The organism is Rhizobium lusitanum, from assembly GCF_014189535.1.
Taxonomy (GTDB): Bacteria; Pseudomonadota; Alphaproteobacteria; order Rhizobiales; family Rhizobiaceae; genus Rhizobium; species Rhizobium lusitanum_C.
Genome location: NZ_CP050304.1, coordinates 90,880 through 116,921, shown reverse-complemented (window position 1 = coordinate 116,921; position 26,042 = coordinate 90,880). Strand labels below are relative to the sequence as shown.

The 26,042-nt window shown below is 57.4% G+C and carries 26 protein-coding genes and 4 pseudogenes; 14 read left to right on the top strand and 16 right to left on the bottom strand.

Annotated elements, in window-relative coordinates:
• The first annotated feature begins 32 nt into the window (after positions 1 to 32).
• From HB780_RS32725 to HB780_RS32715, 5 genes and pseudogenes are all read left to right on the top strand, one after another.
• A complete protein-coding gene (locus HB780_RS32725; protein ID WP_286202831.1) occupies positions 33 to 347 on the top strand; it encodes a hypothetical protein in 315 nt (104 codons plus the stop codon).
• Between the two features lie 17 nt (positions 348 to 364).
• Complete coding sequence (locus HB780_RS32720; protein WP_286202830.1) at positions 365 to 907, top strand: hypothetical protein; 543 nt, start codon at positions 365 to 367, stop codon at positions 905 to 907.
• A 163-nt stretch (positions 908 to 1,070) separates the two neighbouring features.
• The gene (locus HB780_RS00645; protein ID WP_183686317.1) at positions 1,071 to 1,643 is read left to right on the top strand and encodes a glutamate acetyltransferase; all 573 of its coding nucleotides are present in this window, start codon (positions 1,071 to 1,073) and stop codon (positions 1,641 to 1,643) included.
• Positions 1,644 to 1,690: 47 nt separating this feature from the next.
• Positions 1,691 to 2,149, top strand: a complete 459-nt coding sequence (locus HB780_RS00640; RefSeq protein WP_183686315.1) for a hypothetical protein — start codon at positions 1,691 to 1,693, stop codon at positions 2,147 to 2,149.
• Positions 2,150 to 2,457: 308 nt separating this feature from the next.
• A pseudogene (locus tag HB780_RS32715) lies at positions 2,458 to 2,701 on the top strand (ISKra4 family transposase); the annotation flags it as partial.
• A 37-nt stretch (positions 2,702 to 2,738) separates the two neighbouring features.
• On the opposite strand, the gene HB780_RS00635 reads toward HB780_RS32715, so the two are convergent.
• From HB780_RS00635 to HB780_RS00615, 5 genes and pseudogenes are all read right to left on the bottom strand, one after another.
• On the bottom strand, positions 2,739 to 3,914 hold the full coding sequence (locus tag HB780_RS00635; protein WP_183686313.1) for a site-specific integrase: 1,176 nt from the start codon (positions 3,912 to 3,914) through the stop codon (positions 2,739 to 2,741).
• The gene (locus HB780_RS00630; protein WP_183686311.1) at positions 3,911 to 4,315 is read right to left on the bottom strand and encodes a type II toxin-antitoxin system VapC family toxin; all 405 of its coding nucleotides are present in this window, start codon (positions 4,313 to 4,315) and stop codon (positions 3,911 to 3,913) included. Before HB780_RS00630 ends, HB780_RS00635 begins: the two co-directional genes overlap by 4 nt.
• A complete protein-coding gene (locus HB780_RS00625) occupies positions 4,312 to 4,569 on the bottom strand; it encodes a type II toxin-antitoxin system VapB family antitoxin (RefSeq protein WP_183686310.1) in 258 nt (85 codons plus the stop codon). Before HB780_RS00625 ends, HB780_RS00630 begins: the two co-directional genes overlap by 4 nt.
• Positions 4,570 to 5,025: 456 nt before the next feature.
• Complete coding sequence (locus tag HB780_RS00620; RefSeq protein WP_183686308.1) at positions 5,026 to 6,699, bottom strand: IS66 family transposase; 1,674 nt, start codon at positions 6,697 to 6,699, stop codon at positions 5,026 to 5,028.
• 219 nt (positions 6,700 to 6,918) lie between these two features.
• Positions 6,919 to 7,403, bottom strand: a pseudogene (locus HB780_RS00615) (IS66 family transposase); the annotation flags it as partial.
• A 609-nt stretch (positions 7,404 to 8,012) separates the two neighbouring features.
• Here HB780_RS00615 and HB780_RS00610 point away from each other — a divergent pair.
• From HB780_RS00610 to HB780_RS00600, 3 genes are all read left to right on the top strand, one after another.
• Positions 8,013 to 9,155 carry a hypothetical protein gene (locus HB780_RS00610; protein WP_183686306.1) on the top strand — a complete coding sequence of 381 codons (1,143 nt, stop codon included), beginning with the start codon at positions 8,013 to 8,015 and terminating at the stop codon, positions 9,153 to 9,155.
• 77 nt (positions 9,156 to 9,232) lie between these two features.
• Positions 9,233 to 10,444, top strand: coding sequence for a radical SAM protein (locus HB780_RS00605; protein WP_183686304.1), 1,212 nt, complete (start codon positions 9,233 to 9,235; stop codon positions 10,442 to 10,444).
• Complete coding sequence (locus tag HB780_RS00600; RefSeq protein ID WP_183686302.1) at positions 10,441 to 11,568, top strand: aKG-HExxH-type peptide beta-hydroxylase; 1,128 nt, start codon at positions 10,441 to 10,443, stop codon at positions 11,566 to 11,568. Before HB780_RS00605 ends, HB780_RS00600 begins: the two co-directional genes overlap by 4 nt.
• Here HB780_RS00600 and HB780_RS00595 read toward each other — a convergent pair.
• Positions 11,546 to 11,791 carry a hypothetical protein gene (locus HB780_RS00595; protein ID WP_183686301.1) on the bottom strand — a complete coding sequence of 82 codons (246 nt, stop codon included), beginning with the start codon at positions 11,789 to 11,791 and terminating at the stop codon, positions 11,546 to 11,548. The two genes, HB780_RS00600 and HB780_RS00595, sit on opposite strands and share 23 nt — an antisense overlap.
• Before the next feature lie 69 nt (positions 11,792 to 11,860).
• Between HB780_RS00595 and HB780_RS00590 the strand changes: the two genes are divergently transcribed.
• Positions 11,861 to 12,814 (top strand): chymotrypsin family serine protease, encoded by a 954-nt coding sequence (locus HB780_RS00590; RefSeq protein WP_183686299.1) that lies wholly within the window; start codon positions 11,861 to 11,863, stop codon positions 12,812 to 12,814.
• 245 nt (positions 12,815 to 13,059) lie between these two features.
• Positions 13,060 to 13,584 carry a hypothetical protein gene (locus HB780_RS33435; protein ID WP_183686297.1) on the top strand — a complete coding sequence of 175 codons (525 nt, stop codon included), beginning with the start codon at positions 13,060 to 13,062 and terminating at the stop codon, positions 13,582 to 13,584.
• Positions 13,585 to 13,696: 112 nt separating this feature from the next.
• On the opposite strand, the gene HB780_RS00580 is transcribed toward HB780_RS33435, so the two are convergent.
• From HB780_RS00580 to HB780_RS00565, 4 genes and pseudogenes are all read right to left on the bottom strand, one after another.
• Positions 13,697 to 13,993 carry a hypothetical protein gene (locus HB780_RS00580; RefSeq protein WP_183686295.1) on the bottom strand — a complete coding sequence of 99 codons (297 nt, stop codon included), beginning with the start codon at positions 13,991 to 13,993 and terminating at the stop codon, positions 13,697 to 13,699.
• 328 nt (positions 13,994 to 14,321) lie between these two features.
• A pseudogene (locus HB780_RS00575) lies at positions 14,322 to 14,792 on the bottom strand (SDR family oxidoreductase); the annotation flags it as partial.
• Positions 14,793 to 14,853: 61 nt separating this feature from the next.
• Positions 14,854 to 17,268: a phosphoketolase family protein gene (locus tag HB780_RS00570; protein ID WP_183686293.1), complete on the bottom strand. Its 2,415-nt coding sequence runs from the start codon at positions 17,266 to 17,268 to the stop codon at positions 14,854 to 14,856.
• Between the two features lie 70 nt (positions 17,269 to 17,338).
• Positions 17,339 to 18,523: an acetate/propionate family kinase gene (locus tag HB780_RS00565; protein WP_183686291.1), complete on the bottom strand. Its 1,185-nt coding sequence runs from the start codon at positions 18,521 to 18,523 to the stop codon at positions 17,339 to 17,341.
• 192 nt (positions 18,524 to 18,715) lie between these two features.
• Between HB780_RS00565 and HB780_RS00560 the strand changes: the two genes are divergently transcribed.
• On the top strand, positions 18,716 to 18,949 hold the full coding sequence (locus HB780_RS00560) for a hypothetical protein (protein WP_183686289.1): 234 nt from the start codon (positions 18,716 to 18,718) through the stop codon (positions 18,947 to 18,949).
• Between the two features lie 69 nt (positions 18,950 to 19,018).
• On the opposite strand, the gene HB780_RS00555 is transcribed toward HB780_RS00560, so the two are convergent.
• The 4 genes from HB780_RS00555 to HB780_RS00540 form a co-directional block, all read right to left on the bottom strand.
• A complete protein-coding gene (locus HB780_RS00555; protein ID WP_183686287.1) occupies positions 19,019 to 19,414 on the bottom strand; it encodes a site-specific integrase in 396 nt (131 codons plus the stop codon).
• Positions 19,411 to 20,151, bottom strand: coding sequence for a hypothetical protein (locus HB780_RS00550; RefSeq protein ID WP_183686285.1), 741 nt, complete (start codon positions 20,149 to 20,151; stop codon positions 19,411 to 19,413). The genes HB780_RS00555 and HB780_RS00550 overlap by 4 nt, the downstream gene beginning before the upstream one ends.
• 381 nt (positions 20,152 to 20,532) lie before the next feature.
• A complete protein-coding gene (locus HB780_RS00545; RefSeq protein WP_183686283.1) occupies positions 20,533 to 21,570 on the bottom strand; it encodes an IS110 family RNA-guided transposase in 1,038 nt (345 codons plus the stop codon).
• A gap of 191 nt (positions 21,571 to 21,761) precedes the next feature.
• Complete coding sequence (locus HB780_RS00540) at positions 21,762 to 22,223, bottom strand: Rrf2 family transcriptional regulator (RefSeq protein WP_183686282.1); 462 nt, start codon at positions 22,221 to 22,223, stop codon at positions 21,762 to 21,764.
• A gap of 135 nt (positions 22,224 to 22,358) precedes the next feature.
• Between HB780_RS00540 and HB780_RS00535 the strand changes: the two genes are divergently transcribed.
• Positions 22,359 to 23,273 (top strand): NAD(P)/FAD-dependent oxidoreductase, encoded by a 915-nt coding sequence (locus tag HB780_RS00535; protein WP_183686280.1) that lies wholly within the window; start codon positions 22,359 to 22,361, stop codon positions 23,271 to 23,273.
• 36 nt (positions 23,274 to 23,309) lie between these two features.
• The gene (locus HB780_RS00530; protein WP_183686278.1) at positions 23,310 to 23,996 is read left to right on the top strand and encodes a class I SAM-dependent methyltransferase; all 687 of its coding nucleotides are present in this window, start codon (positions 23,310 to 23,312) and stop codon (positions 23,994 to 23,996) included.
• 45 nt (positions 23,997 to 24,041) lie between these two features.
• Here the strand turns inward: HB780_RS00530 and HB780_RS00525 are convergent.
• Positions 24,042 to 24,493: pseudogene (locus HB780_RS00525) on the bottom strand (transposase); the annotation flags it as partial.
• 85 nt (positions 24,494 to 24,578) lie between these two features.
• Here HB780_RS00525 and HB780_RS00520 point away from each other — a divergent pair.
• Entirely contained in the window at positions 24,579 to 24,824 is a 246-nt protein-coding gene (locus tag HB780_RS00520) for a hypothetical protein (RefSeq protein WP_183686276.1), read from the top strand.
• Positions 24,825 to 25,041: 217 nt separating this feature from the next.
• Here HB780_RS00520 and HB780_RS00515 read toward each other — a convergent pair whose 3' ends face one another.
• On the bottom strand, positions 25,042 to 25,935 hold the full coding sequence (locus tag HB780_RS00515; RefSeq protein ID WP_183686274.1) for a LysR family transcriptional regulator: 894 nt from the start codon (positions 25,933 to 25,935) through the stop codon (positions 25,042 to 25,044).
• Positions 25,936 to 26,042 lie beyond the last annotated feature (107 nt).

The window sequence follows — 26,042 nt, the reverse complement described above, 5'->3', positions numbered from 1 at the left end:
GCAACGCTCATATCTTAGAGCAGGAGGATAGCATGTCGAACGCATCCGCAGTGAATATCCAGGAATATGAACAGAGCAATTCGAACAAGAGCTACGACCTCGCGCATACTTTTTTCGCAGCCAAGCCTCTCATCCTGGCACAGGCCAATGCTGAGCCGCCTAGCAACGACACCATCGCCAACAGCGAAGGTACAGTGCAGTTCCACCTCATTGGGCAGAAAACCGATAATCCGGTTTTCAGCAACATCATGAACGAAAATCAGGACAACCTGCTGGCCATGGGGGGCTCATTCACGACTACATGCACACCAATTACCCGGATATCGACTCCAAAAAACTCGACATAAACACCTGGTCGGATGTCGTGAGTGAGATCCCGGACCTGTCGGTCGGAGGGCAGAAAAACAAAACCTATTCGAATAAATTTGTTGGCGCCTCTGTCTCCGGCACGTTTCTCTCCTTGATCGCCAAGGCGATCATCACGGACGGCGCATCGTTGTTGACCGACTTCGGCGCCTTCCTCACACAGATGGGCGATCTGACCTTCAGCGCAAACAGCAAGGCACAGCAGTACAAGGCTCTGACCTGCACGTATCAAAGCTACCTCGTCGATAATGGTGCGGGTGGATACTACGACTATGGCGCTATCGTCTTGCGGCAGATCGAATTCAAGCAGTATTTCCTCGAGCTGAAATCGTCGTGCTCATCAACGAAATACGTCGATGTCGACATGGCCTATACGGAAGTCACTAACCTTGTTCAGACGCGTCGCATCCGCGCGGGCGGACCCGACCACGAAAATTTCCAGAGCCTCGTGAACAAGAATTCGACCGAGCAATTCAAAAAGGCCAAAAACTTCTTCAACGGCGGCTCAACGCCCGAAAAGGACATCAAGCCGCAGGTTTGAAACCATAACCATTAGCACGGGAAGTGAAATTGCCACCCCAGAAGGCGTGGAGCGGCATTCGTCGCTCCACCAATGTACGGAGCAGCGCTGTATTTCACTTTGAAGAGCGATGCTCCATTGCGGTGGCTGCCGATATCAACCCTTCTTCCAAAAGGAGACCAATATGAACCCTTTCGCGAAAACAGCGTCGGGTCTTTTTATAGTAGTCGGCCCCAGGTCCGATAGCGCCCTCATCGCAGAGAGGATTTGCGCTGGTTTGATCCTGAAACTAGAGCAAGGCCCGGCGCATATCCTTGACGCCAAGGCCTGGCAAGACGCGGTACAAATGGTACCCAACCTAGTGGCAGGCGCCAGCGCATCGCAAAAGCTGAACCAAACTTTGCGGCTCGATAGCCTCGCGACCACAATTGCTGAGATTTGCTCAGGTCCCTACAACAGCGAACAGGCACCGATCGATCTGACGACGTCGATCACATCCTATCTGAACACCTACGGCAGGCCGTCGTCGTTCAATTGCCTTATCGTGGATCAAGCAGAACCCATCCAGATCCACATGCGCTTGACGTGTCTTTCCATCACCAATGGAGCGGAACCGGATAATTTCGGGATCACCTCAAGTCTGTTTTCTGCATCGTTGAACCTTTCGACGAAGCAGATGCTATCCGAGCTCGCGCAGGTTTTTGACCGTTTCAGCCCTCCGAAAAACCAACCCTACTACCTGCGCGTCATTCGCTGAACCGGTCCTGCCAAACATCAACCCTCCAAACTAAAAGGAGCCTACCAATGATTATTGCAGCCTGCACAGACGATCCTATGGTCGAAGACATTGCCCGCACCGCAGCTGAAAGGCATGGCGGCGTGTTCGGCGACTGGTACAAGGTATTTCACAAGCCACTTCCCACCTTGGGCGTTACGGAGGATCTATTTATCGTCGCCCACGGCTTGGCCGTGGGGGATGAGAGACAGCCGGTCATCGGGAGCAAGGCTAACGCTTTTTATCTCACGGCGCGTGATCTTAACACCAATCTGCATATCTTTCCGAATGGCTATTCGGGGGGCGTTTATGTTTACGCCTGTGAATCTGCGGATCCGGGTGTCGGCGGTTTGAGCTTTATCGAAGCCTACAAAAAAATAATCGGTCCGAGCTACCCCAAGATGACCGCTTGGGGCCAAACCGGCAAACCTGGAGGACCGTTGCCCCCGCCGACCGATAAGTCTTGGATCAAAGCCAGCGACAAATAGATGCTTCCACTGAGCAAGTCCTCGTGTTTCCTGATGACTCATCAAAGGATACGCGAGGATTTTCTCGCATGATTTGCATCTGGTCCTCGCCTGATATCCCTCCGGTCGATAAATTAGCGGCCTCGCAAAGGGTGCTGATGCGCGGCATCACAGTGCTATCCCGCATGATCTGAGCCGCGATAAGTCTTGGCAATGACCTTGCACCCAAGTTTTATTCAGTTTTGAAGTCGGTCCAACCCAGACATGCACAAATTCCCGATGGCGATCGGCGAATTCCAGCTTGTGTCGCCGCGCCTGATCAACCGCGGGGGGGCCGGCACCAATCCGGAGAGCGGATAACCTCGGCCTTCGTCGGCGCCATGTCAACGCCGTCATCAGTAGGCGCTGCGCGGAAAGACAGCAGCAGATGCAATGGAGCCGGACCCGCGCGCATCTCCTTTTGCAAACCAGCACCCTGACCCTGGACGGCCCCTGCGGTCGGCATTCGGGAAGTGGTACGGCAGCATGGCGAAAGACAATCAGGACGCCGCCGACACGCGCTCTGCAGCATGAGTACCCGAAAAGTTCTCTTACTCTCCAACTTTCTGATCTAAATTACCAGCCGCGCCGCGCGCCCATTCTTCCGTTCGGCATTGTTGTAATAGCTTGCCGCCTGCGTCACCGACTTATGCAGGGATTGCTGCATCGCCTCCTGCAGCGGTATGCCGCGATTGGCCGCTTCGGTGAGATAGCCAGAGCGCAATCCATGCGCCGAAAACGCCTCTGGATCCAGACCAGCCTGCTTGCAACGCGTCTTCAGCACGAGATTGACCGATTGCGGCGTCAACGCCCACTTGTCGATATTGCCCCATTGATCGATGCGCCGGAACACCGGTCCCATGTCGATCTTGGCCTCCTCAATCCATCGCTTCAGAGCATCGACCGGGCGCCCGATCAGGACGGCATTGGCCCTGTCTTCGACGGTCGTTGTTTTCGTCCGGCCGAGATTGATGGTCAGACACGGCAGGAGAGGGGAGGCGGCGTTTCTTGGGTCTGCATGCACTGGTTCCTCGTCAACCAAATCCTCGATCCGCAGGGCGGCAATTTCGGAGCGCCGACGCCCACCGGAGGCAAAGGCCGTCAGCAGCAAGGCGCGATCGCGCAGGTCGACCAGACGATCACCGGCGCAGGTTGCCAGCAGTTTCGCCAGGATGTCGCCGGTCACTGCCTTTTTGCTCTTGCGGCGACGTTGCCGCGGCGCAGCGCGCACGGCCAGCCGCAACGCGGTCTTCAGCGATGGCGTCGAGAACGCGCCGGTCAGGCCACGCCAGCGCGTCAGGATCGACCAGGAGGTCAGGCGCCTGCGCACAGTGTCTGGCGCATGCGGGCCATCGACTCTGAGCAGCCCCTTGGCGCGCAATACCGCCTCGACGTCGGCCGGCATGCCATGGTTCGGATCCTCGGCTCGCTCGCCCGGATCCCAGAGATGATGGGCGACGAATTTGAGAGCCAAGCTTTCGGGCGCCGGCCAGGGGAGGGGAGCACCAGTAGCAAGCCCGCACCAGGCCTCGAGATAGCCGAGATCGGAAGCGAGTGCCCTGAGCGTGTTGTCGCCCATGCCCTCTTTTGCCAGATGCTTGAGTGTGGCGACATCGTCGTCAGTTAGCAGCGTTGCCAGCTGGTCGCGGCGATCGAAGGGAAGGATCGCGTCGAGCGCATCGAGTTCTTCGGCACGACGCTGCACCGGATCGGTAGGGCCGGGTCGGGTGATGGCTTTGCGTGTCATTGGGTTGCCGACGCGGGATGGCATTTCACGTCGGTCCGCCCGAAGTCGTTCCCCTTGAAGAGGAGAGGGGCCTTGCCGACCGCGGCAACGGCGTAGGAAAAGCAGTCGCCCATATTAAGCGTGGCTGGATGGCGACCTTTACCGAATCGATCGAACGCTCGTTCCGCTTCGCGATAATGCTTCTCATCGAAAGCAATCGTGGTTACGTTCGGCAGCCGGACAAACTGATCAACTATGTCCGAAGCGTTTGAAAACCCTCTTCCTGTCAGCACCATTCGAGCCTCGAGCAGGGTCGGCCAGCCGATCGCAAGTGCCTCCCGACCCACCAACGATATGAACCGTTCGGCCTCCGGCTCTCCCAAGGCCATCGCCAGAATGACCGACGTATCGACAGCGATCATCGTGGCAAACCATATTCGTCGTAGAAATCGTCATGCGCGGATGTCGTGCCGGTTGGTACAGCACGCCGGCCCTCGGCCATCAAGTCCGATAGGACATCGATCGGCGTCCGGGTAGACTGTTGGCGCAGCTCCAGATCGTAGCGCTCGAGCGCTTGCTCGACGAGTTTATTGATTGGCTGACCGGTGCGGCGCGCCATCGCATGGGCCAGGTCCCTCGCCTTTGTGCTGCGGACGGAGAGTTGTGTTTCAGACATCGGCTTTCCTCTATCGAGATACTGCCAAATATAGCGATTCCAGCCTGAGATGGCAAGAAAGGTGCCAAGAGATGGCTGACTATCGATACCTGAATAACCTCATCTCAGCCGCGCAGCACCGGATCGGCGGGGGAGGGCAGGGCTTTGGGTTTTGGCATGGCGCTCTCTGGCGCTGTGAATTGCCCCGACTTTACCGGTTTTGCGACTCCAAAACCATCACTATCGATACTTGATACTTATCGATGGTTAGACATGCGGCTAAATGCTGTACGGACAACGGAAGCTAAAGACGAAATCAATTCATCTTGGCCCAAGAACATCATTAATTCATATGGTTAATAAATTAAAAAAACGAAATGCTGGCGAGTGAACGGGGTAAGTGGGGCACATTCGGTGGCGTTGCCGGTTTGACAGGCAAAAGCGTTGAATGCTGGTGAGCCCTGGCGGTTACAGCATTCAAGCCCGAGCGAGGATGGTGGCCGAGAGAGGCGGGATGGGACGATCTCCATTACCCAGGCCAAGCCGGTCTCCCAGATAGCGGTAGAAAGAAAGCCCGAGCTTCTGGCAGGTCTTCATCAGACCGAGCATGATGTCTCGCGCGACCCGGCCGTCGCGGCTCATCGTACCGCCGGAGATTTTTCGTTTCGTGACGAAAGTCCGCAGGTCATTTTCCGATGCGTTGGTGTGCAGCGGGATGCCGGGATGCTCGAGCACCTTCAGCAACTCGTTCTTCCTTCGATGCAGCCGCTCAAGCAGCTTGTCGAGTGCCTCATAACCGGTGCGCAAGGCGAAGATCCGGTCGAACCGTCGTCGGAAGGCAGGGGCAGCCTGCGGTGAAGGTTTCTGCTTGTAAGCTTTTAGCATCTTGTAGAAACGCCAGACCAGATCGCGAACCATCGTGAGCCGCCGCTCTTCCTTGGCGGTGGCCGGCATGAGCTTTTGCAGAAGGCGTTCTGCATGGACCCAACACAGCGCGTGATTGCCGACGCGGAACTGGCCGGCGTCGTCGGACACGATCACCATGTTGCCCATCAGACCGTGGTGACGGATGGCGCCCCAAAGGCCGGCTTCAGCGAGTGTGCCAATGTCCTGCCGATCGAAGATATCGACGCCCTTTTCGGCCAGATGCGTCATGAACGGCACCTGGTTGCAGAAGCGCTGCGGTTCAAACGTCCTAAGTCCGGCGACCATGACTGGATCGCCACGGCGCTCTTGCAGATAATCGAATGCGGCATCGTTGAGCACATAATCCTGGTAATTGCCGCGCAGCAGCGACAGGAAATTCAGCCGAGACTTCGATTTTGTCGTTCGGAAGACGGTAAAATTCGGGCCGCCGATATGTGTGGTGTAATAGTTATTATGGGAATGCCGCGCGCCAGTGTCGTCGACCGTCACATAAGGCGACGATACAAGACCAGCATGCAGCACCGCCGCATCCTCGGCAACAAAGCCATCCAGTTGCCTGGTCACAAGCCGCACGATCTGACGCTTGGAGATGTCGAGACCGATATCGTTCAGCAATGTCGTCAGCCGTCCGGTCGTCACCTGCCCTTGTGCATGAAGCATCAGGCAAAGCCGCCTGAGGTTGGCGCCATAGCCACCCGTAATCCCCGCTGGCAAGGCTGCCAGCACCGTCTTTCCATTCGGGGTCACCCAGCATTCGCGACGGTAATGCACGAGCTCCGCCTTGAGCACCAGGTCGCGAACGTAGACGCTTCTGTATCCCTTGAAGCGCGATCCATCAGGAGCATCGACGCGCAGGATCTCCTGCCGGCTCACCCGCTTCACATCCAGCTTCGGGCCGCGTGGCTTCTTCTTGCTCGCCGGCTTACTGACGAGTGCAACGTCCGTTGCCTTGTCCATTCCGGATGAGCGAAACGGCGGCCGCGGCGGCAGGTTCTTCAGTCGGGCGATCTCGTCGCGCAGCAGCTGGTTGTCGAGTTTCAGGCGGGTGTTCTCGAGCCGAAGGGCGGCGTTTTCCTCGCGCAGTTGGATGTTGTCGGCCTCGAGCTTCGCGAGCCGGGCTTCCGCCTGCTGCGACCGCTCCAACAGACCGGACACAAGACTGCGCAACGCATTCAGTGAAAGCGTGTCGGCATGCTCGGGGGAGGGGAGCCGTCTCTTTGCCATCCCTGGACCGAATCATGATTTGCCTCGTCTTAGGAATCCCTGCGCCGACCAACAGGATTCAACGCGCATGGTTATGCACACTTTCTATGCGGCGACGCTGAAACCCTGCCACCGATTTTGCCCCACGTACTGAACGGGGTAAGTGGGGCACATTCGGTGGCATTGCCGGTTCGGCAGGCAAAAGCGTTGAGTGCTGGTGAGCCCTGGCGGCTCCAGCGTTCAAGCCCGAGCGAGAATGATCGCCGGGAGCTGGGGAACCGGTTGACCTATGTTGCCAATGCCAAGCCGGTCTCCCAGATAGTGGTAGAAAGAAAGCCCGAGCTTCTGGCAGGTCTTCATCAGACCGAGCATGATGTCTCGCGCGACCCGGCCGTCGCGGCGACAAACTACGTTTGCGCTGGGCTCATCGTGCCGCCGGAGATTTTTCGTTTCGTGACGAAGGTCCGCAGGTCATTTTCCGATGCGTTGGTGTGCAGCGGGATGCCGGGATGCTCGAGCACCTTCAGCAACTCGTTCTTCCTTCGACGCAGCCACTCAAGCAGCTTGTCGAGTGCCTCATAACCAGTGCGTAGGGTGAAGATCCGTTTGAACCGTCGTCGGAATGCAGGGGCAGCCTGTGGCGAAGGATTCTGCTTGTAGGCTTCCAACACCTTGTAGAAGCGCCAGACGAGATTGCGGACGACAGTGACCAGCCGTTCTGTTGTTTTCTGCATTGGTTTGAGCCGTTTTTCCATATGTGCACTGGCCTATAAATAGTGCAAAAACAGCTGGTATTTTCAGCATTTAGACTTTCCTGTCCGGGTGAGCGATAAACAGCAAAACGGGTTAAATCGCGGCGCAACTCAACAGCCAAACATGTAGTTAATTGGCCGCCTTTGTATAATAAAAGTCTAAAATAGTATTTACGCGACTATACTATTGTGTATAGTGTGCCCTCCGCAACCCGATTGCGTGTTACTGAAGACGGCAGCAATACCGGACGGACGAATTCCGAAATTTAACTTCGCGTGCCCGCTCTCTTCGATAGAAGGGAGTGGCTTGGAGGTAATATGAGCGGTGGACCCCAAGATCCGGCGGCTGAGTCAGTGCGCCCAGTTGCCAACTCACTACGCGATATCGTGCAGGTCGAGCTCAACCGCGATCGAATATTGGCGGAAGGACATGATCAAACACATAGCAGCGACAGCTCCGGCACCAGTCACCACTATTCAACGCCGAAGGCGTTCGAGAGTGCGGCAGAGCTCCGGCGCTCACTAGAAGGTGCGCGTATCCAGGCGTTGACACGACCCCAGACAATCCGAGGAGGAAGGACCATGCCAATTTCCGTAAAGTGGAGTGTGGAGCGTGATGGCGATCATAGCCAGACGCACAGCGAGACCGCTGACGCGAACGATCTGCCGGTAGAATCGGTGATTACGAGCCTTCGTGCCGCCGTTGAAAAGAGCCTGGCCAATACCGTTGCCGCCGAACAGGGCGAAGACCCTTTCAGCCAGTTGCCGCCTCCACCCGGTGCTCGCCAGAGCGCGGTTAGGGCAGGGCAGGATCACGGCGTTTCCGGCGAACCAGCATTGGCCGCAGGCCAATCGGTATCCGAGCAAGTCAGCGGTCGCCTGAGCGAGATGCACGATCAAACGCACAGTGAGGGCGGCCATGGTGGTGGCAGCGTCGAGCAGGCCGGACAGCCGCAGGGGCTGACGAGCAGGAGCTTCGCACGCGCCGGCGTGCGTCAATCGGCCGGCGCGCTTGTGGGCGAGATGCATGACCAGACCCATAGCGAGGGCGGAGGGGGCGGCAGCATCAACGAACTTGCGAGCCGGGCCTCTGTTGGCTCTGCCGCAAAGCTCGCCGCCGAAATGCACGATCAGACGCATAGTGAAGGACACGGCGGTAGCATCGAGCAGGTCGCCAAGCAGGCTGGACAGCCGCAGGGATTGACGAGCAGGAGCTTCGCACGCTCCGGTGCGCGGCAATCCATCGGCTCCCTTGTCGGCGAGATGCATGACCAGACCCACAGCGAAGGCGGTGGAGGAGGTGGTGGCAGCATCAACGAACTGGCGAGCCCCGCGTCAGCCAACCGGGCCGCCAAGCTCGCCAGTGAAATGCACGACCAGACCCATAGTGAGGGTGGTGGTGGCATCAACGAGCTGGTTAACCGGACCACCGTCAGCGCGGCTGACAAGCTCGCTGACGAGATGCACGACCAGAACCATAGCGAGAGTGGGCATGGCGGCGGAAGCATCGAGCAGGTCGCCCGGCAAGTTGGACAGCCGCAGGGGCTGACGAGCAGAAGCGTCGGGCGCACAAGACTAGGCCAATCCGGCGCCAATCTGGCCGGCGAAATGCATGATCAAACCCATAGCGAAAGCGGACACGGCGGCCAGGAGTTTGCGGACGGTCGTCGCGTGGCTCAGACATTCCGTCCGGCGATCGAAAGAGATCTTTCCGGGAAACGTTAGGGCAAAGCGACTGCACATGTAGCCGATAGCGATAAATCAATAGGAAGTGGTCTTTCGTTCCCCGACAGGAGAAGAAGATGGGATCTGCTGGAACCGCCGAATTTTTAGACGTCGTTGCAGTGACACCTTTGACGCTGATCATTGTCAAGTTGACGGCGCGATGCAATTTAGACTGTCCTTACTGTTATGAATTCAACCTCGCCGACACGAGCTGGAAGGACAGTCCGAAAAAGATGTCGAACGAGGTGTTTGATGCCCTCCTTCTGCGTGTGCGCAATCATGCCGAGCGATTTGGACAGAGGCGGGTCCATTTCTCCTTCCATGGCGGCGAGCCTACCCTCGTTGGTGCACGCCGCTTCGAGGAACTATGCGTCAGAGCGCGTCGAACCTTGGACGATATGGATGTCCGGCTCAGTCTTCAAACTAACGGCGTGCTGATCGACAAAGGCTGGGCTGAACTCCTGAAACGAAACAATATCAATGTAGGGGTCAGCCTGGATGGGCCGCGTGCCATTCACGATGCGGTACGGTTCGATCATCGCGGCCGCGGATCACACGAGCGGGTCTTACGCGGTATCGAAGCCTTGCAGGATGCGGGTGTCGGCTTCGGTATTTTGACCGTCATACCCCTTGGCGCCGATCCCTTGGAGGTCCATCGGCACATCCTCGACCTCGGCTGCACCAGTCTGTCCTATCTCTACCCCGACCTTACGCATGACACAATCGGCGATGTCCATACCTTGCACGGTCCTACGCCTTGTGCGGACTTCCTGATCCCGATCTTCGACGACTGGTGGTACAATTCGACCCTGGATATCCGCATTCGAAATTTCTGGGACATGGCACGGTCGATCATGGGTGGCGCCAGCCATGTTGACGCTCTCGGCAACCAGCCGCTACGCTATGTTGTCGTATCCTGCGGTGGTGATGTCGAAGGGCTCGATGTTCTCAAGGCCTGCGGCGACGGGTTGGTCAAGACGGGAATGAACGTTTTGAGGGATGAGTTTATCGACCTCCCGGCACGCAGCCCCCTTCATGCAAAAATGGTCTTCGACAGTCTTCCGCTGGCCAAACAATGCGAGAGCTGCAACGAGCGTGATACCTGCGGTGGTGGTTATCATCCGCATCGCTATTCGAAGGAGAACGGCTTCAATAATGCGAGCGTCTGGTGCGGCGATCTCTTGCGGCTATTCACCCATATACGCGCTCGATTGGAAGTTGACCATGCCGAAACCAAGCGTCGGCGAACTGCGCTCGAGGGCGAGATTGAGATGGTGGCTCTCCAATGAACAAACCCATTGTCGCGGACGTCTCCGCACACCTATCCGACATCATATCCCACCTGCTTCTCAAAGAAGAGGCCGTGGGAAAGGCTTGGCTTTGCGCAGCCCGCTTCTCGGCCAGCCGCGAGACGCTACTTGACGGCCTTGCCGATCGCGCTGGATGCTTGACCTTGCTGAAGGCGCTGCCAGCGGGCTCTATATCAAGGTTGGTCTCAGCCCCTGTTCTTGGCCAATTGATCGCGACGGGAGACAATGAGTCCGACGCAGGTCGGCAGCTCCTGCGAGACTGGATCGAAGCCGAACACTGTCTTCTCAATCGAATCCGCCCGGATGAATACGTTGAATGGACGGCACTCGGCGACTATCGCCTTAATCGGGATGGCCAGATCGCTTATGCAGCCCCGCGGCTGAGGGGTATAGCGATTGATGGTTTCAGCCCCTTTGCGACAAGCGGGCTGTACCTACCGCTGTCCCAGCGCGAGCGCATTCGGCCGCCTAACGACATCCGGCTTTGCGCAGCTAAGATCAACAAAGCCTTTCAACTGATCGACAGAATAGCACCGGCGGGATCTGAGCTCATTTCCATCGCACTTCGCGCTTTGGCTCTCTACGATGATCCAGGCTGCCGCTTTGGCACGAGTTCGTCGCGCCGCCATCCGGGGGTGGCTGCGCTCGCAAACGTCGCAGCACCAGACATCTCTCACTACAGTATTGCCGATGCCTTGCTGCACGAAGCAACCCACAGCGCACTCTATTTCGCCGAACTGGATGCACCGTTCTTCCTTAACGCCGATACCGAGACGCCGCGGGTGATCTCCCCCTGGACTGGAACCGATTTGCCATTGCATGGTTTCGTCCACGCCTGTTGCGTATGGTTCGAGCTCTCACTGTTTTGGGATGAGGTTTTAGAACAGAGCGACCATCCCGATTATGAGGCCGATGCGCTGTTCCAGAAGGCGGCAGCGGGTTTTTTCAGTACGGGGCTTGTCGAAGCCATCACCGCCGTGCGCGAGCACATTACTCCTTTTGCGTTTCACCTTTTGAACGAGCTGCGGACGATCGCGCTGGATCGTCTTGGCCATCCAGCGATGGTGGGCGGGACATCGCTCACAGCCCGCCAAGGGGCCTGATTGGACCGTCAAGCGGAACGATTTCTACCGGCAGGCCCTGGATGCAAGAGGGAATAGCGGGTGAAGGGGAGGTACTGTTACTGACGTAGACGACGAATTTCCAGCCGCCCGAACCGTCCGGCGAGAGCAATACGGATTGCACGCCGGGCAAGGCAAGCCATTCGCGCGAGGCTTTGGCGCGCAGCTGTTCAATTTCCGGCGAAGTACCGAGATCTCTAGACATTCGAGGACACCTCACATGATCGGAAGGGCATCCCACAGTCTAGCACATCTTGCCGAGGCAAAATCAGCATTGTCGCGGCGTCTGCTGCTAGTGGGGCCAAGCGATATGGGTGGGGTGGCCGCGAGTCGGATACTGACCGCCGCGCCACAGATCAATGTTCACGGCGTCGGGGTCGGATACAAGGTCGTCTCTGGACGCACCACCGCCGAACCGGCAATAAAGATCTACGTGCGTAAGAAGCACCCCAAGGCGCAGATCGGCGCCAATGAAATGCTGCCTTCTACGCTGGACGGCTTGCAGACCGATGTCGAGGAAGTCGGCTTCCTCCAACCTTTGGCCGCGTGGCCGGGGCCACGGTTGCGTCTGCGGCCGGCCCAGCCGGGATGTTCAACGGGTGTTGAGGATAACAGTACGCGCGAAGCCATCGCCGGGACATTTGGGGCACTCGTCTACGACAATTTTGGCACTTACATATTGAGCAACAACCATGTGCTTGCCGATCAGAATCGTCTGCCGTTCGGCTCCTCGATCTTCGAACCGAGCCCCTACGACGGCGGCAGCCTGAAGCGTGACAAAATCGCCGTTCTCGATGGCTATGTACCCCTGGTAGTCGGAGCGCCCAACTATGTCGACGGAGCGATCGGAAAACTATTACATCCGAATCTCGCCGTTTCGGACATCCTGGACATCGGCTCTCCGACTGGTGTAAAATCGGCGGAGGTCGACACGATCGTCGAAAAATTTGGACGGACGACAGGCTATACGAGAGGCTACGTATCCAGCGTCAGTGCGGACATCAAACTTCCATATGACATCGGCACCCTTCTGTTTCACGATCAGATCGCCATCACCTCAATAGAGGGCGGGGCATTCAGCGACCTCGGTGATTCCGGATCGCTGGTGCTGGAGCGGGCGAGCGGGAGCGCCGTCGGCCTCTTGTTCGCTGGCGGCGCGACAATTTCATTTGCAAACCATATGGCCGATGTTCTCGATGCTTTCGGTGTGACATTGGTGACTGGCTAAAATAATCAATCTTCACGCAGCCTGCGGCAGTTTGGGGGTAGGACAAGTTCCCAGAACCGGAGAGCGAGACCGCAGATGAAAAACTGTTTCCACTATTGCGCCAAAAGATTTTCGCGCGCTAAATTTAACAACCGCTCAGCCTCCGCCTCTCCCATCTCGGCCGCAATGACCTCAAGCAAGGATGCAAGTAATTCCTCGGGGGACCAAGATTCTTCTTCACTCCGGTCCCCCTCTTCCGGTTCGTCGTGTGGATTTTCAACGCCTGCATCGCTTGCTTCGGCGCCATCGTCCTGTGCTTCTTGTTCAGGTTGATCCTGCGGAGCGGCCTGCTCTTCCTCCTGCTTCTTTGCTTTCCCCTTCGCCTGGATGAGCGTGTCCCGCAGGCCCTTAACCTTTGCGACCTGCTCGCCGATCTCGTTCGGATCGATGCCAGACAGCTTGTCGGCACTCAGTTTTGTGATAATGCGGTCAGCAAATGCGATGAGGCGATCGATGGCTTCAACATCTTGCGTACCCGCCGCTTCACCGACAAAAGAGGGCCGCCTTTTGGGGCGAACATCAAGCGTCCATGCTGTGAGGATGTATCAGGCCACCGAGTGATACTGTTGCTCGCACGGATTCGGCGATTGTCTGCGCGCTACCCAACTGCTAGCTGCCAATTTGCGGCCACGATCGTTGGCAGCGTTCTCAAGCAACTGGGCGAATGCACCAAGGCTCACCTTGTCGGCGCGCAGCATCTGCCGGATCAAAGGATCTTTCAGAACTTCTGACATCGTCAAGTCTTGCATGGCTATACTCCCTCATAGAAGTTGAAGGTAGCACGGCAATGTAAAGGTCGGATGTCCTCAGGGTGGCAAAAGCAAGGCGTTGGTCGTATGGGTCTTACGGCGAAACGCTTGCCGACGCGGACGACGCAGCACGCTTCCTTGAAGACTTCACCGACGGCGCGACCTCTGGTGTGTCGTCTTGTTCATCGCTTACGTCGCCTTGACCGATTTCGTCCATCCGATGCTTGATGGCAAGCGCGTATATGGTGTCCAGCACGGTTCGATCCGTGACGTCGGGATCAGTGAGTGCAAGAAGTGCCGCGCGGACGATCTTCTTGCTCGAGGTCTTCGGGCACCTCTTGACGACAAATTCGTAAAGCGCTTTGTTTGATTGTGAAACGGCTCCGAACATTCACCCCATGAGTGTTTACGACAACCATTTGGAAGCGCTTAGAAAATTGAGACATTGGCTAGGGTCAACTAATTGCTGGCGCTGACCCCGCAATCCTGAAAAATTGCTATTTGAACTCAATAGCTTAGATGTCGTCCGAAAGGGGTGAATGTTCGGAGCCGTTTCACACATGGCTTTGCGCGCAAATTTGCAACCTGGATAAGGTGACGATCGGCGCCGATCATACCCCGGGCGGTTTCAATTTTGTATTTCTGTTTCAGTGTCTTGCGCGGCAATGTTAAGGGGTGAACCCCCGGGTGCTGATCCACAAATTCCGGACGGATGGCATTCACCCGGGAACAGTGCGCTCATCACGGTCCAGATATTGAAGGCCGGGCTTGCCCCACTGCGCGAGAAGCACGGTGACGATCTGCGGCGCGGTCTCTTCCATGCTGAACGGTGCTTCGGGGCCGCCCAGTGCCGTGCGGATTCAACCGGGCGCCACCAGAACTAGGGCGCGCGGTTCGCCGGCATGCCGGACCGCGTAGCTGCGCATGTACTGGTTCAGTGCCGCCTTGGAGGCACGATAGACCTCATGTCCACCGTTGACGTTGTTCGCGATGCTGCCCTGTCCTGACGACATGATGCCGATCATGCCGGTCGGCGACACGAGATCTTGCAGGCCTTCGATCACGCGCATGGGGCCTAGCCCGTTGGTGACCATTACACGGACGAATTCCTCCGTCGAGATCTCCGCGATGGTCTGCGCCTGATCTGTGTTGGCGGTGCCCGCGTTCACGAAGAGGATGTCAATGGTGCGTCCAAATGCCGTGGTTATTGGTTCATATCTCATCAAGACCGGCATTTTTCGGAGCAACGTTTCAGGACAAACGATGCCCATCTCCATCGTAAGGCCATTTCCAATTGCTGATTTCCGGCATGTCCTCACCGTATTGGCGAATATAGCGGCCGTGTTCTTCGAGCTTGTCGCGGAGAAGCTTGATCACATTCTGCCCCTTGTCCTTCAGACCCGGTACGCGCTCGATCGCCTCTATAGCGAGATGGTAGCGGTCGAGTTCGTTGAGAACGGTCATGTCGAACGGCGTGGTCGTCGTTCCCTCCTCGATGAAGCCACGCACGTGAATGTTGCTGTGGTTGGTGCGCCGATAGGTCAGGCGGTGGATCAGATAGGGATAGCCGTGATAGGCGAAGATCACCGGCCGATCCGGTGTGAACAGCCCGTCGAACACCTCGTCGGTTAGGCCGTGCGGGTGCTGTGCCTTCGATTGCAGTGCCATCAGGTCGACAACGTTGACCACGCGGATCGACAATTCCGGAATGTACTGACGGAGAAGATCGACGGCGGCGAGCGCCTCCATGGTGGGAACATCACCGGCGCAGGCCATGACGACATCGGGTTCGATGGCGCCCCGTTCGTTGCCGGCCCACTGCCAGATACCAATACCGGCCTCGCAATGTTTGATGGCTTCATCCATCGACAGCCATTGCGGCTCCGGCTGTTTGCCGGCAACGATCACGTTGATGCGGTCATAGGTCTTCAGGCAATGGTCGCCGGTCCAAAGCAGCGTGTTGGCATCGGGCGGTAGGTAGATGCGCACGGTATCGGCTCTTTTATTGGCGACTAGATCAATGAAGCCGGGGTCCTGGTGGCTGAAGCCGTTATGGTCCTGCCGCCAGACATGCGAGGTCAGCAGGTAGTTCAGCGACGAAATCGGCTTCCGCCATGGTAGCTCGCGCGACACCTTTATCCATTTGGCGTGCTGATTGAACATGGAATCGATAATATGAATGAAGGCTTCGTAGCAGGAGAACAGGCCGTGGCGGCCGGTCAGCAGATAGCCCTCCAGCCAACCCTGACACAGATGTTCGCTGAGTACCTCCATCACCCGCCCATCCGGGGCAAGGCTCACGTCATAGGGCTTTATTTCCTCCATCCACACGCGGTTGGTCACTTCGAAGACGCTGCCGAGGCGGTTGGACTCTGTTTCATCGGGGCCGAAGATACGGAAATTGGCACGATCGGCATTGAGGGTCAGGGTGTCACGCAAATAATGGCCGAGGATCTCGGTTGATTGCGTCATTGTTCTGCCGCGCTCTTTGAAGGTAACTGCATAGTCGCGGATATCGGGCACAACGAGTTCATGGCGCAGCAGACCGCCATTGGCATGGGGATTGGCGCCCATGCGGCGGTTGCCTGCAGGTGCCTGTGCGCCCAATTCCTCTTTCAAGCGCCCGTCGGCGTCGAAGAGGTCCGCGGGATCATAGCTTCGCATCCAGTCTTCCAGGATCTGTCGATGGCTGGCATCTTTGCGGCAATTGGAGACCGGTACCTGATGCGCCCGCCAGAAGCCCTCGACCTTCTTGCCATCGACTTCCTTAGGCCCCGTCCAGCCCTTTGGACTTCTGAACACGATCATCGGCCAGCGCGGGCAGAAATTACCCGGCGCGCCAGTGCGGGCCTCGGTCTGGATGGCACGGATGCGGTCGAAGACCTGTTCGAAGGTTGCGGCCATGGCCTGATGCATCTGATGCGGGTCCGAACCTTCGACAAAGAAGGGCTCGTAGCCATAGCCGATGAAGAGATGACGCAGATCCTCGTTGGTGTCGCGGCCAAGGATGGTCGGATTGGCAATCTTGTAGCCATTGAGATGCAGGATCGGCAGCACAGCGCCGTCGCGCGCCGGATTGAGGAATTTGTTGGAATGCCAGCTTGCAGCCAGTGGGCCGGTTTCCGCTTCTCCGTCGCCGATGACACAGGCGGCGATCAGGTCGGGATTGTCGAAGACAGCGCCGTAGGCATGCACCAGCGCGTAGCCGAGTTCGCCGCCCTCATGGATGGATCCCGGTGTTTCGGGTGCCGCGTGGCTCGGAATGCCGCCGGGAAAGGAGAACTGGCGGAAGAGTTTGCGCATGCCATCCTTATCTGCGGAAATATCCGGATAGATCTCGCTATAGGTACCTTCGAGATAGGTATTGGCGACCATGCCGGGGCCGCCATGGCCGGGACCGCAAATATAGATGATATCGAGATCGCGATTGCGGATGACCCGGTTGAGATGAGCGTAGATGAAGTTGAGCCCTGGAGTCGTGCCCCAATGGCCGAGCAGGCGGGGCTTGATATGCTCAGCCATCAGCGGCTCGCGCAACAGCGGATTGTCGAGCAGGTAGATCTGGCCGACCGAGAGATAGTTGGCGGCGCGCCAATAGCGGTCGATGAGGTTGAGTTCCGTCGCATCGAGCGGATGTGTAAAAGTGGCGGTTGGCTGCATTTCCATGTGGTTGCTCCAATTCAATGTGGTCATACGTCAGACTAGTGCGAACGACGCGGCGGGCTGCTGATCTGGATCACTTGCTTGCCAGAACCGACAAGGCTTCGTTCGCGATGATCTGCTCCTCGTCCGTGGCAATGACGAACGCTGTGACGGAGCTTGCCGATGTGCTGATAATGAGGGCGCTGGCGGCGTTCGCTTTGCCGTCGATATCGAGGCCCAGCCACCGCTGGCGATCGCAGATCGCGGCACGGACTTCCGGCTGGTGCTCGCCGATCCCGGCGGTGAACACGATGCCGTCCAGGCCGCCGAGCGTTGCCGTCATGCGAGCGATTTCGCCGGCAATACGCAAGGTAAAAAGATCGATCGCTTCCCGCGCCTCAGGCCGCTCGTCCCGCAACAGATCGCGCGTGTCGCCGCTAATACCCGAAACACCGAGCAGGCCGGAGCGATGATAGAGCATGTCCTCGAGGTTGCGCAGTGTCCGGCCTTTCGGCCCGAGAAGATGCAACAGCACGCCGGGATCAAGCGCGCCGCAGCGGGTTGCCATCGGAATGCCGTCAAGTGTTGAAAACCCCATGCTGCAGTCGCGGCTTTCTCCACCATCAAGGGCACAGAGGCTGGCGCCACTGCCAAGATGCGCGACAATTATTTTACCAGCCGCAATCTCCGGCGCGTGCCGCCGCAGTTCCGCGGTGATGAAAGCATAGGAAAGACCGTGAAAGCCGTAGCGCTTGATCCCCTGATCGTGCAGGGCGCGGGGCAGGGCAAATCGGCGGATGAGATCGCTTTGGGTCGCGTGAAAGGCGGTGTCGAAGGAGGCCGTCTGCGTGAGCGCCGGCCGCAGATGTTGGACTGCGCGGATCAGGCGGAGCGCCTGGGGCTGATGCAAAGGGGCGAGCGCGGTCAACCCGTCTATAGCGCTGATGCTGGCCTCGTCGAGACGAACGGCGCCCGTGAACAGATCGCCGCCATGAACGACACGATGACCGACGGCATGCACTGCATTCATGTCGAAATGCCTGCCGAGCACTTCAAATGTTTCAGCGATGACCTCGCGTAAATCCTCCCCACCTTCTGCGCGTAGCGGAGCATCGAAAACTGCTGGCCCTTCGGTCAGGTGAAAGGACAAGGGCCGCCTGCTGAGGTCGATCAAGCCCCTGCCGATACGACGTGCCTGGTTCGCACCGCACTGGAATAGACCGATCTTTATGGTTGAAGAGCCTGCATTGAACGTGAGCAGCAGGTTCGCATCCGTCATAATATTTCCTTTGGTTTGGAAATCAGCTTCCAATTATGCGCTGAGGGCGATTGGCGGCGGCAAAACAACTGGCTGGGCTTCCAAAGCCCGAAGCGTTTCAGAACTGGCATCGTATCTACGAGGGGCGTGCGCCGATGGCATTGACCCATATCAAGCTGTCGGACGCTCGCGGTCCGCCCTCGATACTCCGTCTTGACCAAGATCAAGGCAGAGCATGTCCTGAGGCTTAAACTCACACCGATCGAACAAGTTCAAACACGAGGTATGATCATGCAAATAAAAACGGCATTGGTGCACGCATCGTCGTGGTGCTACAACTTGGTCTTTGATGGTGTGTGTTATGCAGTCGCCGCCATTTTGGCTTTGCCACGGACGGATTTTGGGCGCGCGGTGCTGATCACCCAATCGAAATTCCGGGGAGAATAGCCGAAATTCGATTTCCGGTCTTAGAAGAGATCATGCTCCCAGCTCTCGGGGGCAACAGGGTAGAACCGGTTATCGGCATCGTCGACGCCGGAATGCGCCAACTCTGGGGAGCATAAGCATTTGTGGGGCGGGATTGGTGGGCATCACCTGGCCACTCACCATCCAGTCGAAGAGATGCCGGATCGCCGCTAAACGCAGCTTTACGGTTGGCACCGAATGGCTTTGGCCAATTTCCTCGATCCAAGTGGCCACGTGAATTGGCTGGATTGCCGTCAGCGCGTTAATACCCCGCCGGTCGCACCAATCCAGGAAGGTGGCCGCCGATCGCGCATAAGCTTTCCGAGTGTTAGGATTCCGGATGTTCGCCGTAAAGAATTCTAGGAAGCAGATCGCGGCGCGCTCGCCGGAATCGGCAACTAGCACCGGTAAAACAGAACCGGGAGTGATGGCGACGAGCTGGTTCACTGTGCCCCTATTTGGGTAAAGGGACGACAGATGGCCTCGATCTTAGAGACAGCCTCCTCTATCCTTGGTGTGACAGGATCTTTAAAAGTTTCTCTCGCTGGTATTCCGACTATGATCCACAAATCCTCAAGCTGCTCCTCAGAAAGCTTAGCATGGGCTGTGTCTTTTATGATCTTCTGAGTTGCGTCGTCGATCATGGCATAGCATCCGGCAACAATATCAAACGGCACCTGTGCCTCTGGTCCGAACTGAACGGCCGCATTGGCACGCTTTGACTCCAAAGAAAAAAGAATATATTCACGATCGCGCAAGTACTGAAAAGGCTTAAGAGCCATATCGGCTATATCATCATCGACGATCAACTTGCCTTGCTCATCTTTCTTGATGTCCCCTTTCTCCCACGAGAGCCTAGCGGATTTGAATAGTGATTTTGCGTTATAGAAGTCGGCTAAAACGCTCCCCGCAAATTCTGCAACGCGTTTGCGTTCCGCCGCCGACACTTCCAATTCCACCTTGCTCTTCACTACTGCGAGGTCTCCTTGCACACGCTTTTCCAGCAAATCTAAATCGGCGATGATTTTTTTCTTAAATAGGTCCAGCTGCACGTTGATATTCTTCTTGGCAACCAAGCCTGTAATGAATGCCGTTATCGCAGCCGTCGCGAGCGCGACCAAGCCCGCGATCGCTGCTGCGTCCGCTTGGGGTGAAGCAAGATAGCTCGTGACAATGTCTGTCATGTTCTCATCCTATGCTCAATCTATATATGATAAAGGACATTACCATAGATTTCAGTGGTTTGGCGATCTGGCTCAGATAGGTCGCTGGTTCATATCCCATATGTGGACGGCCCCCGACTCGCAAGATAGTTTGAGATAATTTGATCTGATCGCTTGCGTCCATATGTCCGGCCTGTTGTTGCGTTCGCACATGAACGCTGGCCAAGATGGTTTCCGCAACACAGGTCCCAAACATCAAGGCGGCCTTGAGGGGCCAATGGGATTCCCGGGGTGTCCTGTGTCCCGGATCGATCGATCACACCATCTGCTATTATCTTGCAAGTTGTAGTATTACCAACACGTGGTGAAGATCAGGATGTCCCGGTTCTTGCTTCCCAATCTTCATGCGGCGCATCCCGTCAAAGCTGGTCCTGATTGTGCGCTGTATGTCTCTCCAGAGACCATGAGCTTCCAAGCCATGCGCGCCATCTTGTTAGCGAGTGCGACAGCTGCCAGTTTAGGCGGCTTGCGCTTGAGCAGTTCCGCCAACCATCGAGAAGCCTTGCCAGATCGTCGCGCGTGATGAATGACAGCGGTTGCTCCAGCCACCAAGACGGCCCGCAGAGCTTCATCGCCGGCTCGCGTGATACCACCGAGCCGCAGCTTGCCGCCGGTCGAGTGATCTTTTGGCGTCAACCCTATCCAAGCTGCGAACTGGCGACCAGATTTGAAGAGCTCCGGAGCGGGTGTCTTCATTATCAAAAGAGCCGAACCGATTGGGCCAATGCCGGGAATGGTGTTGAGACGTATGCTGCGTTCGTCGTTACGCTGCCATGCCTTTACCTTGGCCTCGACATCCGCAATCTTCTTCTCCAGTTGAGCGTATTCCTCGGCCTGGCTCATGAACAATTCCTGTGCGAGCTCTGGCACAGTCCCGTCGGCTTGTATCCTTTCAAGCAGCAGAGGGATATGTGCCAGCCCCTTGGCTGCAGAGACACCAAACTCATTGGCGTAGCCCCGGATTGCGTTGGCGAGTTGGGTGCGGTTGGCGATGAGACGGGTACGGACGCCGATCAGCATGAGTGCCGCTTGTTCATCAACTGTCTTAACCGGAACAAACCGCATCGTTGGGCGGCTCATTGCCTCGCAGAGCCCTTCCGCATCGGCCGCGTCGTTCTTGTTCCGCTTGACGTAGGGCTTAGCAAGTTGTGGCGCGATCATTTTCACCTCATGTCCGAATGAGGCGAGCAGCCGTGCCCAATGATGCGAACCACCACAGGCCTCGATCGCTACCAAAGTTGGCGGGCAGGTCGTGAAGAAGTCGATCATCTCCTTGCGTCGCATTTTCTTACGCAAGACCGGCTTCTCTCCAGCATTCACGCCATGCAACTGAAAAACATGTTTTGACGTATCCATGCCAATACGAATAATCTTGTCCATGGGCGGCCCCTTCGATTGAGATCTTAACAGCTCATTCTGGCACATTTCGATGCCGTTCAGGGGCCGTCCACTCCAACATCAAGACCCTCAAATTGTCTGAGCCGCGGCCATTCTGTCACTTATCGAGGGTAATTAGACGTTTGTTGTGGGCGCAAAGCTGCCTTCTCGAACTCAAATATTGGTGACCTCGATCAAATAGCGTCGTCAGGTCTTGCAGGGCCTGACTTCTTCAACGTGCATGCAGATGGGACGGTATTCGCGATATCAGCGAGCGTCACGCCAGCGAACCGTTCCATCAGTAGCCGTCTCGCGTTCGTGAAGACTCCTTCGAGCGTCGCGTTGACGGCCGCCTCAATGGGACACCCAGGCATGTCGTAGGCCGGACCAACAGCGAAGATGGACGGCTCGCCCACTGCATGGTGGATGTCGAGGAGTGTGAGTTCCGCGAGAGGTCTGGCAAGGGTCCAGCCTCCACCATGGCCCTTCACGGAATTGACGTAGCCCTGGTCTCGGAGACCGCCCATCGTCCGGCGGATCACGACCGGATTGGCGTCTAGCATGGATGCGATCATATCGGAGGTCATTGCTCCATCATGACGACCCATATGGATCAGGACGTGCAACATTCGCGATAACCTGCTGTCCTGTCTCATGTCGCCCATTCCTCTGCAAACTTCTCAGCCTCAAACCATACCATGCGACCGTCCTCGTCACAATCAATGTTGCATGAGTGTTGACAGCCCAATATTACGACACTTATGGTGTGTCGAAAGATGGAGAAGCCACATATGAGCGACAACATTCATGACGTGATCATCATCGGCGGTAGCTATTCGGGTCTGTCAGCCGCGATGCAGTTAGGGCGTGCCCGGCGGAAGGTGCTTATCATCGATGAGGGACTGAGGCGCAACCGGTTCGCCAGTCACTCGCATGGGTTCCTGACGCAGGACGGTATAGATCCAGCGACTATCGCGGCCAACGCCCGAGAGCAGGTATTGATGTATCCCACAGTCACGTGGCGTTCTGCCCGGGCGGACACTGCTCGAAGGATCGAGAATTCCCGTTCGGCAGACGCCGCCTTCGAAGTCATCGTCGGCAGCACACGGCATATCTCGCGCCGACTACTTCTGGCCAACGGAGTAAAGGACATTCTGCCAAATATTGACGGGCTCGCAGAACGCTGGGGCAGAAGCGTCTTCCATTGCCCATATTGTCATGGATACGAGCTGGATCAGGGTCGGATCGGTGTGATCGAGGGATCTGCGCTTTCCATGCGTCACGCATTGATGCTGCCGGACTGGGGGCCAACGACGTTCTTCATCAACGATGCGTTCGAGCCGGATTCAGAACAACTGGCTGCACTTGAGGCGTGCGGGACGAGGGTGGAGCGCAGCCCCGTCGCAGCGATCATGGGTCATGCGGATGTGAAACTTGCGGACGGCCGCACTTTTCCCTTCGCGGGGCTCTTTGTACTTGCACCCTTTGAGCTGGCCACTCCCATCGCACAGCATCTTGGCCTGGAAATGGAGCAGGGACCGGTCGGCGCTATCATAAAGACCGATCCCATGAAGGAGACCAGCATGCAGGGCGTGTTCGCTTGCGGCGACGCAGCGCGGATGATGGCATCTGTCGCGCTGGCTGTGGGAGACGGAAACCTTGCCGGTGCAGGCGTGCATCGATCGTTGATGTTCGGAACGATCTGACCGGCCTCAACGCCCAGCAATAGACTGAGAAGCGTCATGAAGAATAATCAAGACCCGTTTGCCAAAGCAGAAGCGATTGCGGCCTACGCGGAGAATACGCCAAGAAAAGTGCCGGGGCTGGCCGATCTTCACCGCATGACAATGCTGCTTCTGAATGAGCACGCCAAGGGAGATGCCCAGATTCTCGTCATCGGTGCTGGAGGCGGAATGGAGTTGAAGGCTATCGGCGAAGCCCAGCCCGGTTGGACCTTTGTCGGCGTCGATCCTTCCGCTGCAATGCTCGATCTGGCTCGCAGCAACACAGCGTCAATTGCGCACCGGGTTGAGCTTGTTGAGGGCACTGTAGACGCGGTTCTGCCACAGGGGTTCGACGGCGCGACTTGTCTGCTGGTGCTTCATTTCCTCGACAAGGATGACCGCCTGCGCACTTTGATGGAGATACGTCGCCGGTTGAAGCCCGGCGCAAGACTCGTGGTCGCTCACCATAGCGCAGGAAGCGGCGATGCCGTTCGTTGGTTGACGCGCTCTGCTGTGTTCGCCGACAGGGCAGATCATTCTTGGGAAAGGGCAGTCGCTTCTGGCACTGCCATGACAAAAAACTTGCCGCTGTTAAGCGCAGCCGAGGATGAAGCGCTGCTTCGGGAAGCGGGCTTCGCAGATGTAGAACTCTTCTACGCCGCTTTCTCGTTCAGAGGATGGGTAGCTACGGCACGGTATCAGTGAGATGTATCGATGTTGTAGCAAAAGCACCGCGTATATCGTGTCGGCAATGATGTCAGTCGTTGCTTTGGGACGAAGGGCTATTACTGCCTCATCATCGGGTATCTTGGCGATCTTGCGTTGGGTGGAGCGATGCTGGCCGAGAACCCGGCATGCCCGTCGTTCGGACACGCCCAGCTCCTCGATGACATGCTCCACACACGCGCGGCGACGAGCGGGGCTTAGAAGTTTCCCTTGGCGGCCTCCGCCAAGATTATCTTATCCAGCGTCAAATCAGAAACCGCTCGTCGAAGCCGGGCATTCTCAGTCTCCAATTCTTTCAGGCGCTTCACCTGATCACCTTTCAGACCACCATATTCGGCCCGCCAACGATAATATGTAACTTCCGTCACACCTATCGCTCGAATCGACTCCACCATCGATTTGCCCTGCCCAGTCAGCACGTCGACCTGACGAAGCTTCGTGACGATCTCTTCCGCATTATGTCTTCTGCCTGCCATTTCAATGTCCTCCTTCGGCTCTTAAGCCATACTTCAAAAAGGATCATTTTTCAGGGGGCAGGCCAGCAAGGCTGAAGTCCACCGCGTGATCCAGACGGTGAAGTCCGTCATCGACGCGACGGCCCGCGTCGGGGTTGCCGATGGCGAGGACCGTTTCGTGAGTTTCAACAGGACAACGCTGGGCGATCTGACTGCCGACACGACGGAGGTGATCCAGGTCGACGCCGATGGCCTGATCGATCGGATCACCGTCATGTGGCGTCCTCTGCGGACCGTGCTCGAAGGACAGAGGCGTCTTGCCGGCCTGCTCCGCCGTAGCGAACTGCGTTAGCACAAGGCCGCCACAACGACGCGGTCGCCGCGCCGATCTTGCCAAGCTCGATCGGGGCGAAGGCGATTTTCTTTGTAAGGGATACCGCTGCACGTTCGCATTGGTGCGGTGGCGGCTTGAGTAGCGGATCGACCAAGACCAATCCGCAGCTATAAAGGTTTGCGCCTGCGGGGCTGCTTCCCGCTCATTGCCGACTGGATTGGATGGAGGGAACAAACTACGGTCTGAAATGTTCTGCCGCGGCATCTATGAAGCTGCGTAGCTTGGGCGTTTGGCGTCGGTCCGGTGAAAACAAGAGGTGCATCGATCTGGAGGGTGTCTCGTATTCCGGCAGCACACGAACCAGTCGGCCGCTTGTCAGTGTGTCGCGGAGCACGTCTTCAGGAGCAAGCACCACTCCTGCACCCTCAATGGCGGCCGATACCAGCGCGGTGCCGTCGTTGGCCTGAAAGCGGCAGCGCACGTCTACCGTATGGGTGCGGCCATCGCGTTGGAATTGCCACTGCCGATCGGGATTACGAGACCGATAGGCATAAACGAGACAATCGTGTGCTGCGAGGTCGGCCGGATCGACTGGAACGCCCCGCTTAGCAAGATAGGCCGGCGCCGCAGCGGCGACCAACCGATACGGTGTTAGCTTGCGCGCGATCAGCCCGGAGTCTTCGAGTGGGCCTATGCGGAGCGCCGCCTCGAAGCCCTCCTCTACGAGATCCACGAACCGGTCGGTCAGCACTAGGTCGATCTCCACAAGTGGATGGGCGATTTGGTAGCGAGTTAGCAGCGGCACCAGCCCGTGCGCGCCGAACGTGATCGGCGCGCTGATCCTCAAGAGGCCGCGGGGTTCCGACTTCACCTGTGCAGCCAGCGCGTCAGCCGCCTCCACTTCGGCAAGGATCAGCTTGCATCGCTCGTGGTAGGTCCGGCCAAGTTCGGTCAGGCGCTGGTGACGGGTGGTGCGCGCCAGTAACTTCCCACCCAGTTGGTTTTCGAGAGCCACGATGTGCTTGGCCACCATCTGTGCCGAGATGCCGAGCGAAATGGCTGCAGCTGTGAACGAACCTGCGTCCGCCGCCTTTACGAAAGCTGCCATGCTCGTGAGGCGATCAAGCATTCTATCCTCCTGGTTGGAAATGATCACACTGTTTGCTCATTTATAGCTCGCCAGCAAGGTACTACTTCAGATCCTCAGCAAGGAATTGCTTTAACGCCTTGCCTGGA

Coding starts and splice junctions, on each gene's coding strand:
- HB780_RS00545 (WP_183686283.1), bottom strand. CDS start 21,570: ATGGACAAGATTATTCGTATTGGCATGGATACGTCAAAACATGTTTTT.
- HB780_RS00605 (WP_183686304.1), top strand. CDS start 9,233: ATGGGATCTGCTGGAACCGCCGAATTTTTAGACGTCGTTGCAGTGACA.
- HB780_RS00540 (WP_183686282.1), bottom strand. CDS start 22,223: ATGAGACAGGACAGCAGGTTATCGCGAATGTTGCACGTCCTGATCCAT.
- HB780_RS00610 (WP_183686306.1), top strand. CDS start 8,013: ATGCCAATTTCCGTAAAGTGGAGTGTGGAGCGTGATGGCGATCATAGC.
- HB780_RS00600 (WP_183686302.1), top strand. CDS start 10,441: ATGAACAAACCCATTGTCGCGGACGTCTCCGCACACCTATCCGACATC.
- HB780_RS00645 (WP_183686317.1), top strand. CDS start 1,071: ATGAACCCTTTCGCGAAAACAGCGTCGGGTCTTTTTATAGTAGTCGGC.
- HB780_RS00550 (WP_183686285.1), bottom strand. CDS start 20,151: ATGACAGACATTGTCACGAGCTATCTTGCTTCACCCCAAGCGGACGCA.
- HB780_RS00565 (WP_183686291.1), bottom strand. CDS start 18,523: ATGACGGATGCGAACCTGCTGCTCACGTTCAATGCAGGCTCTTCAACC.
- HB780_RS00640 (WP_183686315.1), top strand. CDS start 1,691: ATGATTATTGCAGCCTGCACAGACGATCCTATGGTCGAAGACATTGCC.
- HB780_RS00580 (WP_183686295.1), bottom strand. CDS start 13,993: ATGTTCGGAGCCGTTTCACAATCAAACAAAGCGCTTTACGAATTTGTC.
- HB780_RS00515 (WP_183686274.1), bottom strand. CDS start 25,935: ATGCTTGATCGCCTCACGAGCATGGCAGCTTTCGTAAAGGCGGCGGAC.
- HB780_RS00570 (WP_183686293.1), bottom strand. CDS start 17,268: ATGGAAATGCAGCCAACCGCCACTTTTACACATCCGCTCGATGCGACG.
- HB780_RS00535 (WP_183686280.1), top strand. CDS start 22,359: ATGAGCGACAACATTCATGACGTGATCATCATCGGCGGTAGCTATTCG.
- HB780_RS00630 (WP_183686311.1), bottom strand. CDS start 4,315: ATGATCGCTGTCGATACGTCGGTCATTCTGGCGATGGCCTTGGGAGAG.
- HB780_RS00620 (WP_183686308.1), bottom strand. CDS start 6,699: ATGGCAAAGAGACGGCTCCCCTCCCCCGAGCATGCCGACACGCTTTCA.
- HB780_RS00635 (WP_183686313.1), bottom strand. CDS start 3,914: ATGACACGCAAAGCCATCACCCGACCCGGCCCTACCGATCCGGTGCAG.
- HB780_RS00595 (WP_183686301.1), bottom strand. CDS start 11,791: ATGTCTAGAGATCTCGGTACTTCGCCGGAAATTGAACAGCTGCGCGCC.
- HB780_RS00625 (WP_183686310.1), bottom strand. CDS start 4,569: ATGTCTGAAACACAACTCTCCGTCCGCAGCACAAAGGCGAGGGACCTG.
- HB780_RS00530 (WP_183686278.1), top strand. CDS start 23,310: ATGAAGAATAATCAAGACCCGTTTGCCAAAGCAGAAGCGATTGCGGCC.
- HB780_RS32725 (WP_286202831.1), top strand. CDS start 33: ATGTCGAACGCATCCGCAGTGAATATCCAGGAATATGAACAGAGCAAT.